Source organism: Micromonospora sp. LOL_021, from assembly GCF_048060215.1.
Taxonomy (GTDB): Bacteria; Actinomycetota; Actinomycetes; order Mycobacteriales; family Micromonosporaceae; genus Micromonospora_E.
In genome coordinates this window covers 1-14177 of record NZ_JBHMIN010000031.1, presented here as the reverse complement: position 1 = coordinate 14177, position 14177 = coordinate 1, and the positions used below count along the sequence as shown (strand labels likewise).

Genomic DNA, 14177 nt, shown 5'->3' with positions numbered 1-14177 from the left:
CGGCCGGTCAGTGCCCGGCGGTGTGCCAGTCGGTGCCGACCCCGACGGAGACCTCCAACGGCACCGACAGCGGGTGGGCGCCGCCCATCTCGCGACGGACCAGGCTCTCCAGCTCGGCCCGCTCCCCCGGCGCCACCTCGAAGACCAGCTCGTCGTGCACCTGCAGCAGCATCCGCGACCGCAGCGACGAGGTGCGCAGCGCGGTGTCGACGTGCAGCATCGCCACCTTGATCAGGTCGGCGGCGGAGCCCTGGATCGGGGCGTTGAGCGCCATCCGCTCGGCCATCTCCCGACGCTGCCGGTTATCGCTGACCAGGTCAGGAAGGTAACGACGGCGGCCGAGGATGGTGGAGGTGTAGCCGTCCTGGCGGGCCTGGCCGACCAGCGCCTGCAGGTAGTCACGGACCCCGCCGAACCGGCGGAAGTACTCCTCCATCAGTGCCTTCGCCTCGTCGGTGGCGATGCCGAGCTGCTGGGACAGGCCGAAGGCGCTCAGCCCGTACGCCAGACCGTAGTTCATCGCCTTGATCCGGCGGCGCTGCTCGGCGTCGACCGACTCCAACGACACCTGGAACACCGATGCCGCGGTGACGGCGTGGAAGTCCTCGCCGGAGTTGAACGCGTCGATCAGGGCCTCGTCGCCGGACAGGTGCGCCATGATCCGCATCTCAATCTGGCTGTAGTCGGCGGTCAGTAGCGACTCGTAGCCGGCTCCGACCACGAACGCCCGCCGGATCCGGCGGCCCTCCTCGGTGCGGATCGGGATGTTCTGCAGGTTGGGGTCGGTGGAGGAGAGCCGGCCGGTGGCGGCCACCGTCTGGTTGAAGGTAGTGTGGATCCGGCCGTCGTCGGAGATCGACTTGAGCAGCCCGTCGACGGTCGACTTGAGCCGGGCCACGTCGCGGTGGCGCAGCAGGTGGGCCAGCAGCGGATGCTCGGTCTGGGCGAACAGCCACTGCAGCGCGTCGGCGTCGGTGGTGTAGCCGGTCTTGATCTTCTTCGTCTTGGGCAGGCCCAGGTCGGTGAAGAGGATCTCCTGCAGCTGCTTGGGCGAGCCGAGGTTGAACTCGCGGCCGATCACCCCGTACGCGGCCTGGGCGGCGGCCTTGACCTCGGCGGCGAACTGCGCCTCCAGCTCGGTCAGGTACTCGGTGTCGGCGGCGATGCCGGCCTGCTCCATGGTGGCGAGGACCTCGACCAGCGGCAGCTCGACGTCGGCGAGCAGCCGGGTCGAGGCGTCCCCGTCACGGGCCAGCTCGGCATCGATCGCCGCCGCCAGATCGAGGGTGGCCCGGGCACGCAGCATCAGGTTCTGCTCGACCTCGCTCTGCGGGCCGAGCCCGTCGAGGGTGAGCTGGCCGTCGTCGGGGGCGTCGACCCGCAGCTCCCGGTGCAGGTAGCGCAGGGCCAGGTCGACCAGGTCGTAGGAGCGCTGGTCCGGGCGGGCCAGGTAGGCGGCGAGCGCGGTGTCCCGGTCGATGCCGTCCAGCGACCAACCGTGCGCGGCGAACGCCAGCCGGGCCGGTTTGCTGTCGTGCAGCACCTTGCGTCGGCGGTCGTCGGCGAGCCAGCCGGCGACCGCCGCCTCGTCGGTGGCGTCCAGCGCGGCCGGGTCGAACCACCCGGCGGCCCCGGCGTCGGTAGCCACCGCGATCGCGGTCACCGTGCCGGTGCCCCGGCCGAAGCTGCCGGCGACCGCGACGCCGACGCTGGCCCCGGCCGGAGCGTGCGCGGCCAGCCAGGGGGCGACCGCCCCGGTGCCGAGCACCTCGCCGGCCAGGTCGAAACCGGCTTCGGCCTCCGGCTCGACCGCGTCGAGGTACTGGTAGAGCCGGTCGCGCAGGATCCGGAACTGCAGGGTGTCGAAGACCTGGTGGACGGCTTCCCGGTCCCACCCGGTCCACCGGGATTCGGCCGGAGTGAGCGGCAGCTCCAGATCGGCCACCAGACAGTTGAGCTCGTAGTTGCGGATCACGTCGGCGAGCCGCTCCCGCAGGCTCTCCCCCGCCTTGCCCTTGATCTTGTCTGCCTGGGCGATCACCCCGTCCAGGCCGCCGTACTGACTGATCCACTTGGCGGCGGTCTTCGGACCGACGCCGGGCACCCCGGGCAGGTTGTCGCTGGACTCGCCGACCAGCGCCGCCAGGTCACGGTAATGCCCCGGACCGACGCCGTAGCGGGCGGTGACCGCCGGCGGATCCATCCGGGCCAGGTCGGAGACACCCTTACGCGGGTAGAGCACGGTGGTCCGGTCGTCGACCAGCTGGAAGGCGTCCCGGTCGCCGGTGCAGATCAGCACCTGCATGCCGGCGTCGCGCCCCTGGCCGGCCAGGGTGGCGATGACGTCGTCGGCCTCGTAGTTGTCCTTGCTGACGTACGGGATGCGCAGCGCGGCCAGGACCTCCTGAACCAGACTGACCTGGCCGGCGAAGTCGGCCGGGCTCTCTGATCGGCCGGCCTTGTACTCGGCGTACCGCTCGGTGCGAAACGACCGGCGGGACACGTCGAAGGCGACCACGATGTGGGTCGGCCGCTCATCGCGCAGCACGTTGATCAACATCGAGGTGAAGCCGTAGACCGCGTTGGTCGGCTGGCCGGTGCTGGTGGAGAAGTTCTCCACGGGCAGCGCGAAGAACGCCCGGTAGGCCAGCGAATGGCCGTCGAGCAGCAGCAGGCGGGACGCGTCGTCGGTCACGTCAAGCGACTCTAGTCGTGGGGTGTGACACCGCGCCGGGCGGCTCGCGCCGGACGCGGCGCGAGGTCACCGCGCCCGCCGCGCCGGCGCGAGGTCACCGCGACCCGCCCGAGGTCACAGCACCTTGCTGAGGAAGGCCCGGGTCCGGTCGTGCCGCGGGTCGGCCAGGACCTGCCGGGGTACGCCCGACTCGACCACCACCCCGCCGTCCATGAATACCAGCGAGTCACCGACCTCCCGGGCGAAACCGATCTCGTGGGTCACCACGATCATCGTCATCCCGTCCCGGGCCAGGTCCCGCATCACGTCCAGCACCTCACCGACGAGTTCCGGGTCCAGCGCGCTGGTCGGCTCGTCGAACAGCATCAGCTTGGGCCGCATGGCCAGCGCGCGGGCGATCGCCACCCGCTGCTGCTGCCCACCGGACAGCTGCCCCGGGTAGGTGCCGGCCCGGTCCGCCAGACCCACCCGGTCCAGCAGCGCCGCCGCCAGTTCGCGGACCGCCGGCCGGGGCTGGCGGCGGACCCGCAGCGGTGCCTCCATCACGTTGTCCAGCGCTGTCATGTGCGGGAACAGGTTGAACCGCTGGAACACCATGCCGATCTGCTGGCGCTGCGCGGCCACCTCCCGGGCGGGCAGCTCGTGGAGTTTGCCGCGCCGCTGCCGGTAGCCGACCAGTTCCCCGTCCACCCGGATCCGCCCGGCGTCGATCTTCTCCAGGTGGTTGATGCAGCGCAGAAAGGTCGACTTGCCGGAGCCGGACGGCCCGATCACGCAGCACACCTCACCGGGCCGGACCGCCAGGTCCACTCCGGTGAGCACGTCGACCGGGCCGAACGACTTGTGCACGTTCTCGGCGTGCACCATCAGGGTGTCCGACCCGGTGGACGGCGCGGTCATCGCGTCCCCTTCGCAGCGACGGTGCCGAAGCCGCGGGAGAACCGCCGTTCGACGAATGACTGCCCGACCATCAGCACACTGGTCAGCGCCAGATACCACAGGCAGGCGGCGACCAGCATCGGGAATACCTGGAAGGTCCGCGAGCCGACCGCCGACAGTTGGAAGAACAGCTCGTTGGTGACCGGAACGAAGGCCAGCAGCGAGGTGTCCTTGAGCATCGCGATGGTCTCGTTGCCGGTCGGCGGCACGATCACCCGCATCGCCTGGGGCAGCACCACCCGCCGCAGGGTCAGGCCCTGGCTCATGCCGAGCGCGGCGCAGGCCTCCGCCTGGCCGGGGTCGACCGAGCCGATGCCGGCGCGGACGATCTCCGCCATGTAGGCGGCCTCGGACAGCGCCAGCCCGAGCAGACCGGCCACGAAACCACTGATCGCGGTCCGGGCGTCGAAGCCCCAGATCCGGGCCTCGAAGTCGGTGACGCCGAACAGCGCGCCGAGTTGCCGGTCGAACGGCAGCCCGAACTCCAGCCGTTCCCAGAGGATGCCGAGGTTGCCGAAGAGCACCAGCAGCACCACCCGGGGTACTGCCCGGAAGAACCAGGTGTAGAGCCAGGCGACGCCGGCCAGGACCGGGTTGCCGGACAGCCGCATCACCGCGACCAGCACCCCGAGCGCGACGCCGATCACCATCGCGAGCAGGGTCATCGTGATGGTGGTCCGCACGCCTTCGACAATCGGCGGCCGGAACATGTTGTCGATCATGAAGGTCCACTGGAACCGGTCGTTGGTGACCAGCAGATGGACGAACATCGCAGCGAGTACGGCGAGCACGCCGACCGCCAACCAACGGCCCGGCCGGCGCACCGGCACCGCCCGGATCGGCTCGGGTCGGCCACGCGCCGGCTCCGGCGAACCGGACTCGGGCGCAGGTGGCCCGGGTGGGGGTGCCTCCCCGGACGGCGTCACGCCGTCCGGGGAGGGAGGATTGTCCGCGGACATCGGCAGCCGGTGCTCAGGGGTTGACGGCCGGGTCGGTGATCCCGCCCGCCTCGACGCCCCAGTTGCTCAGCGCCTGCTCGTAGCCGCCGTCGGCGATGACCGCGTCGAGCGCCTCGGCCAGCGCCTCGGCGAACCCGGCCTGATCCTGGGCGACCACGTAGCCGTACGGCGCCGAGTCGTAGATGTCACCGGACAGCTCCAGCTCGCCGTTGGTCTGCTGGACCGCGTACGCGCAGACCGGCGAGTCGGCCAGCATGGCGTCGTTCTTGCCGGAGACCACCGAGGTGGTCGCCTGGTCCTGCCCCTGGAACTGCTCGATGGTGATCTCCGGGTCGCCGGCGTCGACGCACGCCGCCGAGCGGGCCTCGATGTCCTCCACCTGCACGGTGCCGGCCTGGACCGCCACCCGCTTGCCGCAGGCGTCGTCCGGGTCGACCGGTTCCCCGGCTCGTGATGCCCACTGGGTGCCGGCCGCGAAGTAGGACACCATGTCGACCTGGGCCTTGCGCTCGTCGTTGATGGTGAACGAGGAGACCCCGATTTCGTACTTGCCGGACATCACCCCGGGGATGATGTCGTCGAACTGGCTGGGCACGTACTCGGTGGTCAGGCCGAGCTTGCCCGCGACGGTGTTGAACAGGTCGACGTCGAAGCCGATGACGGTGCTGCCGTCGGTGTCGAGGAACTCCGCCGGGGCGTAGGTCGCGTCGACGCCGACCAGGATCTTGCCGTCGGCCTTGATCTCGTCCGGGACCAGCGCAGCAAGCTCGTCGTCGGCCGACGTGCTCGGCGCGTCGCCGCCCGGCTGTTCGACGCTGTCCTGCTCACCGCAGCCGGCGACGGCCAGCAGCAGGGCGAGGGCACCGGCGACGCCGGCGGCGGCCCGCCGGATCCGGTGATGTGAGGTGGTCACGTTTCCTCCGAGGGGTGGTCGGGTCGTACCGGTGCCGGGTCAGGCGACACCGAGGTACGCCTCCTTGACGGCCGGGTCGTGCAGCAGGTCGGCGCCGGTGCCGGACTTGACGATCCGACCGGTCTCCAGCACGTACGCGCGGTGGGCCCGGGACAACGCCTGTTGGGCGTTCTGCTCGACCAGCAGGACGGTGGTGCCCTGCTGGTTGATTTCCACGATGATGTCGAAGATCTGCTGGATCAGCATCGGGGCGAGCCCCATCGACGGCTCGTCGAGCAGCAGCAGCTTCGGTCGGCTCATCAGCGCGCGGCCCACGGCGAGCATCTGCTGCTCGCCACCGGACAGCGTGCCGCCGTGCTGCCTGCGCCGCTCGGCCAGCCGGGGGAACAGGCCCAGCACCCGCTCCAGGTCGGCGGCGATACCGTCGCGGTCGCGCCGGGTGTACGCCCCCATGTCGAGGTTTTCGAGCACCGTCATGCCGGGGAAGATGCCCCGGCCTTCCGGTGCCTGGCACAGTCCGCGCCGGACCCGCAGGTCGGCCCGGAGCTTGGAGATGTCCTCGCCGTCGAAGGTGATCCGCCCGGCGGCGATCGGCCGGATGCCGGAGATGGCCCGCATGGTGGTGGACTTGCCGGCACCGTTGGCGCCGATCAGGGCGACGATCTCGCCCTCGTTCACCGTCAGGCTGATACCGTGCAGCGCCTGGATCCGCCCGTACAGCAGGCTGACGTCGTCGATCTCAAGCAGCATCGTCCGGCACTCCCAGATAGGCGGCGATCACCCGGTGGTCGTCCCGCACCTCGGCGGGGAGCCCTTCGGCGATCTTCTTTCCGAACTCCAGCACCACGATCCGGTCGGTGACTCCCATGACCAGACGCATGTCGTGCTCGATCAGCAGCACGGTGACGCCCCGGTCGCGGATCTGCCGGATCAGTTGGAGCAGCTCCTCCTTCTCTGCCGGGTTGAATCCGGCCGCCGGCTCGTCGAGGCACAGCAGCACCGGGCTGGTGGCCAGCGCCCGGGCGATCTCCAGCCGCCGCTGTTCGCCGTACGACAGGTTGCGGGCCATTTCGTCGATCCGGTGCCCGATGCCGACGAAGTCCAGCAGCTCGCGGGCCTTCTCCCGGCCGTCACGTTCCTCGCGCCAGTGCCGTGGCAGCCGCAGCATCGCCGAGATGACGCTGGTCTTGTGGTGGGCGTCCGCGCCGACCTGGACGTTCTCCAGGGCGGTCATCTCGGGGAACAGCCGGATGTTCTGGAACGTCCGGGCCATGCCCATCTTGGTGATCTGGTGGCGTTTCTTGCCGGTGATCCGCTCGCCCCGGAACCGGATCTCGCCCTCGGTGGGCCGGTAGATGCCGGTCATCGCGTTGAAGCAGGTCGTCTTGCCGGCCCCGTTCGGGCCGATCAGGCCGAGGATCTCGCCCTTGTAGAGGGTGAAGTTCACGTCGTCCAGGGCGACCACGCCGCCGAAGCGCAGCGTGACGTGGTCGACCTCGAGCAGGGGTTCGCGGGTCGCGGCGGTCGGGCCGGCCCCGGTCGCTTCGGTGTCAGCCACCGACGGCCACCTCCTTACGGCGGTCCTTGAACTCGGCGGATCGTCGCCGGTTGGCGATCAGGCCCTGCGGCCGGAAGATCATCATGACGACGAGAGTCAGGCCGAAGACCAGGAACCGGTACTCGTAGAGTTCGACGCCGAACAGCTCGATGCCCCGGAAGCGTTCGATCAGGTACGCCACCAGGCCGCCGCCGACGATCGCGCCGACGATGTTGCCGGAGCCGCCGAGGATCACCGCGGCCAGGATGATGATCGAGTTGAGCAGTTCGAAGTTCTGCGAGCTGACGAAGTTCTGCTTGCCGGCGAACAACGCGCCGGCCAGGCCACCGATCGCCGCGCCCATGGCGAACGCCCACAGCTTGAACTTGAAGGTGGGCACCCCCATCAGCTGGGCGGCGTCCTCGTCCTCCCGGATCGAGACCCAGGCCCGGCCGACCCGGCTGCGGTTGAGGTTGCTGACCAGGATCACCACCACGATGATCAGGGTGAGCACCAGCCAGTAGTACGGGCGGGCGTCCAGCACACCGAAGACCGGTTTGCCGTCGGCGTACTCGCCGGGCGGGTGCGGGATCTGGTTGAGCCCGCGCTGGCCCTTGAGGAACTCGGAGCTGACCGCGGCGATCCGGATCATCTCGGCGAAGCCGAGGGTGACGATCGCCAGGTAGTCGCCGCGCAGCCGCAGGGTCGGGGTGCCGAGCATCAGGCCGGAGATCATCGTGATGCCGATCGCCAGCGGCAGCGCCATCTCCCACTGCCAGAGCGTCTTCAGGTCGCTGCTCGGCGAGGTGAGCACCGCGACCGTGTACGCCCCGACGGCGAAGAAGCCGAAGTAGCCGAGGTCGAGCAGGCCGGCGAAGCCGACCACGATGTTCAGCCCGACCGCCAGCAGCACGTAGATGGAGACGGTGAACAGCACCTGACCGAAGTTGGACTCGGTGGTCGGGATCGGCCCGAGGTGCTGGTAGAAGCCTTCGTTGGGCAGGGCGTAGAAGAACACCACCACGGCGGCGATCAGCACCCAGCGGGTCCACTTGGGCATGTGGTGCCAGCGGTCGGAGAGCTGGCCGCGTGCGTCGTGCAGCTTGGTCCGCAGACTGGTCATACCCGCGCCCTCCCCAGGGACTCGCCGAGTAGGCCGGTCGGCCGGAACATCAGCAGAACGACCAGCACGGCGAAGGCCACGAAGTCCTTCCACTGCGTACCGAACAGGCCGGAGGCGTAGTTCTCGACCACGCCGAGCAGGAAGCCGCCGAGCAGCGCGCCGCGCAGGTTGCCGATCCCGCCGAGCACGGCGGCGGTGAACGCCTTGAGCCCGAGCAGGAAGCCGACACTGTAGGTGAGCACCCCGATGCGGACGTTGTAGAGCAGGCCGGCGACACCGGCCATCAGGCCGCCCATCACGAAGATGATCATGATGATCCGGTCCTTGTTCACCCCCATCAGCGCGGCGGTGTTCGGGTCCTGGGCGACGGCCCGCACGCCCCGGCCCATCCGGCTGCGGTTGATGAAGAAGTCAAGGCCGATCATCATGCCCAGCGCCGCGACGACGGTCAGTACCTGCACGATGCTGACCGGCACCCCGGCCACGGTGAACCACGGCTCATTGCTGACGATGGTCGGCAGGCCCTGCGGCAACCGCCGGGTGTAGATCCCGAACGCCTCGGCCATCACGATGGACGCGCCGATCGCGGTGATCAGGAACGCCAGCGGCGGCGCGTTGCGCTTACGCAACGGCCGGTACGCGACCCGTTCCACCAGGGTCGCGGTCGCCGCCGACGCCAGCGCCGCGGCGACCATCGCGATCAGGAAGTAGAAGACGATCTGGCCCACTCCGCTGACCACCGAGTCCTGGGTCAGGCCGAGCGCGCCCCAGGTCCACAGCGCGGCGAACGCACCGGCGATGAAGACCTCGGAGTGAGCGAAGTTGATGAGTCTGAGTACGCCGTAGACCAGCGTGTAACCCAGCGCGACCAGGGCATAGATGGCGCCCTGTGTCAAGCCGGTCGTGGTGAGCTCTCCGAAGTTCGAGAGCAGTCCGTTGACGTCCAAGGAGGGTGCTCCATCGAGGGCTGGGAAAAGAGTCGGGTGCGGCCGGGAGCGTGCTCCCGGCCGCACCCGCTAGACAGCTGATCTCGCCGATCGGGCAGATCAGGGCTTGGGGATCTCCTGGTCCGCCACGACCTCGCCGTCAACGACCTTGAACGCCCAGACGACAACCTGGTTGACGTCCATCTCGCCCTTGTCGTCGAACTTGTAGCTGGCCGCGACGCCTTCGCCTTCGTAGCCACGCACCCACTCGAGCAGCGCTTCGCGGGTGGTGTTGCCCTCCTTGATGCCTTCGAGCATGATGTTCGCCGCGTCGTAGGCGGTGTCGCTGTAGGTGCCCGGCGGGCTGCCGTGCAGCGCCTCGAAGTCGGCGGCGAAGCTACCGCGCGCCTCGGTGGCCGGCTGGCAGGGGCAGGTGAGGATGGTGCCCTCGGCGGCGGCCGCACCGGCCGACTCGACGAACGCCGGGTCGTTGACGCCGTCACCGGCAACCATCGTCGCGGTGATGCCCGCGTCGGTGAGCTGCTTACGGATCAGGCCGGCCTCCTGGTAGTAGCCACCGAAGAAGACCGCGTCCGCTTCCGAGGAACGCACCTTGGTGACGGTCGCGGAGAAGTCGACCTGCTTGCCCTCGCCCTGGACCTTGTCGGAGTCGACGACCAGGTCGCCGAGGACGTTCTTGACCTCGTCGGCCAGCCCGGCACCGTACGCCGACTGGTCGTCGATGACGAACACCTTCTCCGCGTTCAGCACGTCGCGGATGTAGACGCCGGCGGCCGGACCCTGGCTCAGGTCGTTGCCGACGCCCCGGAAGAAGGTCGGCCAGCCCTGGTCGGCCAGGCTCGGCCGGGTCGCCGACGGGGTGATGGTGACCAGACCGGCCTCGGCGAACAGCGGACCGGCCGCCTCCGACTCACCGGAGTACGCCGGACCGACGATGCCGAGCATCTTGTCGTCGTCGATGGCCCGCTGGGCCAGACCCGGCGCCTGGTCCGGGCTGCCCTGCGAGTCCAGACCCTCCAGCTCGACCTCGCAGTCCGGGTTCGCTTCGTTGTACTGCTCGACCGCGAGCGCGGCACCGTTACGTTCGTTGATGCCGAGCGCCGCCGAGGGACCGGTCAGCGCCCCGAAAAAGGCGATCTTGTAACCACACGCATCGCCGCCAGCTTCCGTGGTGTCGCCATCGCCGCTGCCGCAGGCGGCGCCGCCCGCGACGAGCGCCATCATGGCGACGCCGCCGAGCACGCGGACAAGATTACGCTTCAAGGCTCGAAACCCTCCTAGATCCAATTGGCCCGAACCACCCACTGCCGATTGGCTCTTGCGGGAAGCACGCACCCGGCCGCTATCCCGGCCTTGGGGCGGGACGCTATCCCACCTGCCGGGCACGCCGTAAGGTCCAGGAAGGGCCGTTGACAAAAACGTTACGTAGCGTGGCCTGACTGCCCGTATGGCTGTAACACGCGTCGGCTGTCATCCCCCGACGTCGATGCCGGGGCGGCGGCTCACTGCTGCCGCCGGCGTCGCCGCTCTGCTGCTGCCTGGCGGCCTCGGTTCACTGCTGCTGGCTGGCGGCCTCACCGGGCGTCTCGGCCAGGATCCGGTCGGCGACGTCGCGCATGGTCATCCGGTGGTCCATCGCCATCCGCTGGATCCACTTGAACGCCTGCGGCTCGGTCATGCCGTACGAGGTCATCAACATGCCCTTGGCCCGCTCGACGACCTTGCGGGTCTCCAGCCGGTCGGTCAGTCCGGCGACCTCGGACTCCAGCGCGGCCACCTCGGAGTAGCGGGAGAGCGCGATCTCGATCGCCGGCACCAGGTCGCTCTTCTGAAACGGCTTCACCAGGTACGCCATCGCACCCGCCGCCCGGGCCCGCTCCACCAGGTCCCGCTGGCTGAACGCGGTGAGGATGACCACCGGGGCGATCCGGCCACCGGCGATCCGCTCGGCCGCCGCCAACCCGTCCATGATCGGCATCTTGATGTCAAGGATGACCAGGTCGGGCTTGAGCTCCTCGGCGAGCCGGACGGCCGTCTCGCCGTCCCCGGCCTCGCCGACCACGTCGTAGCCCTCCTCCAGGAGCATCTCCGCCAGATCGAGGCGGATCAACGCCTCGTCCTCCGCGATCAGCACCCGCCTGCGCTCGGCACCCGCCTGCGTGTCGGCCACGTACCCCTACCCCCAACGCTTGCCACCCGACACCCACCGGGTTGGGTGTCACCGCCTTCAGCGTAGTAGGTAGGCTTGGCGTAGCCGGGCCCCAGACCCGACAAAGGTCCCCGTACTCCAACCGGTAGAGAGACGGAGCTCAAACCTCCGACAGTGTGGGTTCGAATCCCACCGGGGGCACCACCAGCTAGGCGCGGCCCTTCGGTCCGGCGGGCCGGACTCGATATCACCGCTGTCCCGCCGTTGGCCCGTGGCTTCCGCTGCGCAGCATCGGCGGATACAGCACGGTCGCCCCGCCGGCACGGTAGAGCGCGGCGGGCCGGCCCACGTCGGTCACCCGGCGCTGGCCGGTAGGGATGAGATAATCGTCAGCGTTGACCACCTTACGATGGAAGTTGCGGGGATCAATTCCTGTCCCCCACACCACCTCGTACACCCGCCGCAGCTCCGTGATGGTGAAGATCGGCGGGCAGAACGCCGTCGCCAGCGTCGTGTACTCCAGTTTGGCGCGGGCCCGTTCGACTCCGTCGGCCAGGATCGTGGCGTGGTCGAAGGCGAGGTCGTCCGAGCCGAGCTCGTCAACCGGCGTCCACCTGGCATGTCGCGCGTCGGTGCCGGCCGCCGGCAGCGGCAGGTCGGGGGCGAGCGCGAGGTACGCGATGCTGACCACCCGGCCTCGCGGATCGCGCCCGGGCTCGGTGTAGCTGTACAGCTGTTCGAGGTGGAGGGCGCGGCCGTCGATCCCGGTCTCCTCGGCGAGCTCCCGCAGGGCGGCGGCACCGGAGTCCTCATTGGCGCCGACGAACCCTCCAGGTAGGGCGGTCCTGCCCAGAAAGGGCTGCTTACCTCGTTCGATCAGCAGGACTTGCAATCGCTCGTCCCGCACGGTCAACACGACCAGGTCAACCGTCAGTGACACCAGGGTCACCTCTCCTCGACCGTTCACGGCCTGAGTGTATCCAATCGTCACCTTGACGATAACCAGTCGGGCACTTACCCTTGGTAACTGATTACGTCAGCCTGACGATATCTATCGGCTACCCCGTGACGGCCCAGTCCCGCCCGGTCGTCCCACCACAATCCGATCTCAGCTCCCTCCCCGGAGGTCGACCCATGACCGATCAGTTCTCCCCCGTACCGCCGCCAAGGCCACCCACGCCGCAACCGTTCACGCCGACGCCGGCCACGATGGTGACGCCCACCGCGGCCACCCGACACCTCGTCGCCGGCGCGTACCTCGACGAGCGGTTCTGCCGAACCGCTTTGGGGGAGGTGTACGACCAGCCGAACCGGGCGGTGGCCCCGTCCTACGGGTTCGACCTCGGCACCGTGCTCGGGCACTGCCGACAGGCCGGGCACATCCTCACCATCCGGGACTCCGTCATCGTCGGAGTGCTGTTCCTCAGCCTCTGCGTCATACCGTTCGGCATCCTGGCGACCGGGATCGTGCTCAGCGCGGTGCAGTCGACCGTCTCGGCCGCCCGGTTGGCCCGCGACTCGCTGCGTCGGATGGTTAACGGCGAGTCTCCACAGCTGTACCGGTTGGTCGGCCCCGCCGTCGGCAGCCTGCTCAGCGTCAGCCTGTTCTGGCTGATGCTGGCACTGCTGTTCTCGTGGGTCGCCATCGAGGCGACCGGCCATACGCTTCGGGGCACGGCCACCAACCCCGTCACGAGTCTCCTGGCGATCATCCAGATCGGAGTCGCGCTGGCCGTCTTCACCGGCATCGGACCCACGGTCGTCGCCAGGGTGCTCCGCTGGCATCGGGCCATCCAGTTCGGGCCAGCTGGTCGTCCGACTCCCCTGCAGTCCGACGGCCGGATCCGGGAGGTCCTGCGGCAGCAGGGCGGAAACACCATCGTCTACTCGGGCTACTCGCCCTTCGTCGGATCGGGAAGGGTGCTGAGTACCTCGGACCTGGCCGTCCGGATGGTCCGCCCGCAGCAGGGCTTCGACGACCGGTCCTCCGAGTCAGAGCGGGAGATCGACGAACTGCCGTTCACCGCCGAACGGCTGGTCGGGCACGTCCGGGACCGGCTCGCGACGCTCGGTCAGGCGGACTCGCCGGAGCACCTGTTGCCCGGCCTCACGGTGGCGGACAAGGTCTTCACCGCAGGTACCGAGACCACCGAGTTGGCCCAGATGACCCCGGGCCCCGCCATGGTGGACATCATCCGGCAGCCACTCGACGCCCGCCGGCACTACCTCGCCTGCCAGGTCACCTCCTGGCGGGGCGAGCTGGTCACCACCGTGTACGCACACTTCGCGCTGCAGGGCCGCACGCTCTATCTCGAGATCGTCACCTGCGCGCTGGCACCGTGCCGCGACGAGTACCGGATCGTTGACGACGTCAGCAGTATCGGGCCGCTGCCCTACGCCAGGGCCGCCCTGTCCGGGCTGGCCGAATCACCGCGGGTGGTGGCGATGGCCCCGGTCAACCTGGCCCGGACCGTCGTGCGGTCGCTGGTCCGGCGGGGTGCGACGGGTCAGGCCAACCTGCCGTACGGCATCGACCGGGGCGCCCGGGTCGGAGTTCGCGAGCTGGCCACCTTCGACGAGGTCCGCAACGACTTCCAGAACCAGGACGTCGCGAAGTACCAGGAGATCGTCACTCGCCGCCTGGTCGCCGCCACCCTCGACTTCCTCGTCGAGCAGGGGGTGGACGTCACCGAGTTCCGCCAGCGCGCGAACGTCCTGATCAACAGCGGAACCTATTTCGGTGGCGACATGAGTGGAAACCTCCATCAGGGCGACATACACGCCAACCACATCTCCGACTCGTTCAAACCGGTTCGAAAGTGAGTGCCCCGATGAACCAGCCAGCCGCCAGTCACAACAGCGGAACCTATTTCGGTGGCGACATGAGTGGAAACCTCCATCAGGGCGACATACAC

The 14177-nt window shown here is 69.2% G+C and carries 12 protein-coding genes and 1 tRNA gene; 2 read left to right on the top strand and 11 right to left on the bottom strand.

Going from position 1 to position 14177, the window contains the following annotated elements; translation table 11 throughout:
* Window positions 1-7: 7 nt before the first annotated feature.
* The 10 genes from polA to ACFHWT_RS19885 all read right to left on the bottom strand — a co-directional run bounded on the left by polA (window position 8) and on the right by ACFHWT_RS19885 (window position 11283).
* A complete protein-coding gene (polA, locus tag ACFHWT_RS19930) occupies window positions 8-2695 on the bottom strand; it encodes a DNA polymerase I (protein WP_416596182.1) in 2688 nt (895 codons plus the stop codon).
* Between the two features lie 114 nt (window positions 2696-2809).
* A complete protein-coding gene (locus tag ACFHWT_RS19925; RefSeq protein WP_416596180.1) occupies window positions 2810-3595 on the bottom strand; it encodes an amino acid ABC transporter ATP-binding protein in 786 nt (261 codons plus the stop codon).
* Window positions 3592-4593, bottom strand: coding sequence for an amino acid ABC transporter permease (locus ACFHWT_RS19920; protein ID WP_416596179.1), 1002 nt, complete (start codon window positions 4591-4593; stop codon window positions 3592-3594). Before ACFHWT_RS19920 ends, ACFHWT_RS19925 begins: the two co-directional genes overlap by 4 nt.
* 13 nt (window positions 4594-4606) lie before the next feature.
* Window positions 4607-5506, bottom strand: coding sequence for an ABC transporter substrate-binding protein (locus tag ACFHWT_RS19915; RefSeq protein ID WP_416596178.1), 900 nt, complete (start codon window positions 5504-5506; stop codon window positions 4607-4609).
* Between the two features lie 39 nt (window positions 5507-5545).
* A complete protein-coding gene (locus ACFHWT_RS19910; protein WP_416596177.1) occupies window positions 5546-6256 on the bottom strand; it encodes an ABC transporter ATP-binding protein in 711 nt (236 codons plus the stop codon).
* Window positions 6246-7064 (bottom strand): ABC transporter ATP-binding protein, encoded by an 819-nt coding sequence (locus tag ACFHWT_RS19905; protein ID WP_282231317.1) that lies wholly within the window; start codon window positions 7062-7064, stop codon window positions 6246-6248. Before ACFHWT_RS19905 ends, ACFHWT_RS19910 begins: the two co-directional genes overlap by 11 nt.
* Window positions 7057-8166, bottom strand: a complete 1110-nt coding sequence (locus tag ACFHWT_RS19900; protein ID WP_281550462.1) for a branched-chain amino acid ABC transporter permease — start codon at window positions 8164-8166, stop codon at window positions 7057-7059. Before ACFHWT_RS19900 ends, ACFHWT_RS19905 begins: the two co-directional genes overlap by 8 nt.
* Complete coding sequence (locus ACFHWT_RS19895) at window positions 8163-9113, bottom strand: branched-chain amino acid ABC transporter permease (protein WP_278170022.1); 951 nt, start codon at window positions 9111-9113, stop codon at window positions 8163-8165. Before ACFHWT_RS19895 ends, ACFHWT_RS19900 begins: the two co-directional genes overlap by 4 nt.
* Before the next feature lie 99 nt (window positions 9114-9212).
* On the bottom strand, window positions 9213-10337 hold the full coding sequence (locus ACFHWT_RS19890; RefSeq protein ID WP_416596239.1) for a branched-chain amino acid ABC transporter substrate-binding protein: 1125 nt from the start codon (window positions 10335-10337) through the stop codon (window positions 9213-9215).
* A 328-nt stretch (window positions 10338-10665) separates the two neighbouring features.
* Window positions 10666-11283, bottom strand: a complete 618-nt coding sequence (locus ACFHWT_RS19885) for an ANTAR domain-containing response regulator (protein ID WP_123602467.1) — start codon at window positions 11281-11283, stop codon at window positions 10666-10668.
* Between the two features lie 106 nt (window positions 11284-11389).
* Here ACFHWT_RS19885 and ACFHWT_RS19880 point away from each other — a divergent pair.
* A tRNA-Leu gene (locus tag ACFHWT_RS19880) sits at window positions 11390-11466 on the top strand.
* A gap of 43 nt (window positions 11467-11509) precedes the next feature.
* Here ACFHWT_RS19880 and ACFHWT_RS19875 read toward each other — a convergent pair.
* A complete protein-coding gene (locus ACFHWT_RS19875; protein WP_416596174.1) occupies window positions 11510-12229 on the bottom strand; it encodes an NUDIX domain-containing protein in 720 nt (239 codons plus the stop codon).
* 167 nt (window positions 12230-12396) lie between these two features.
* Here ACFHWT_RS19875 and ACFHWT_RS19870 point away from each other — a divergent pair, with 167 nt between their 5' ends.
* Window positions 12397-14085, top strand: a complete 1689-nt coding sequence (locus tag ACFHWT_RS19870; protein WP_416596173.1) for a hypothetical protein — start codon at window positions 12397-12399, stop codon at window positions 14083-14085.
* Window positions 14086-14177 lie beyond the last annotated feature (92 nt).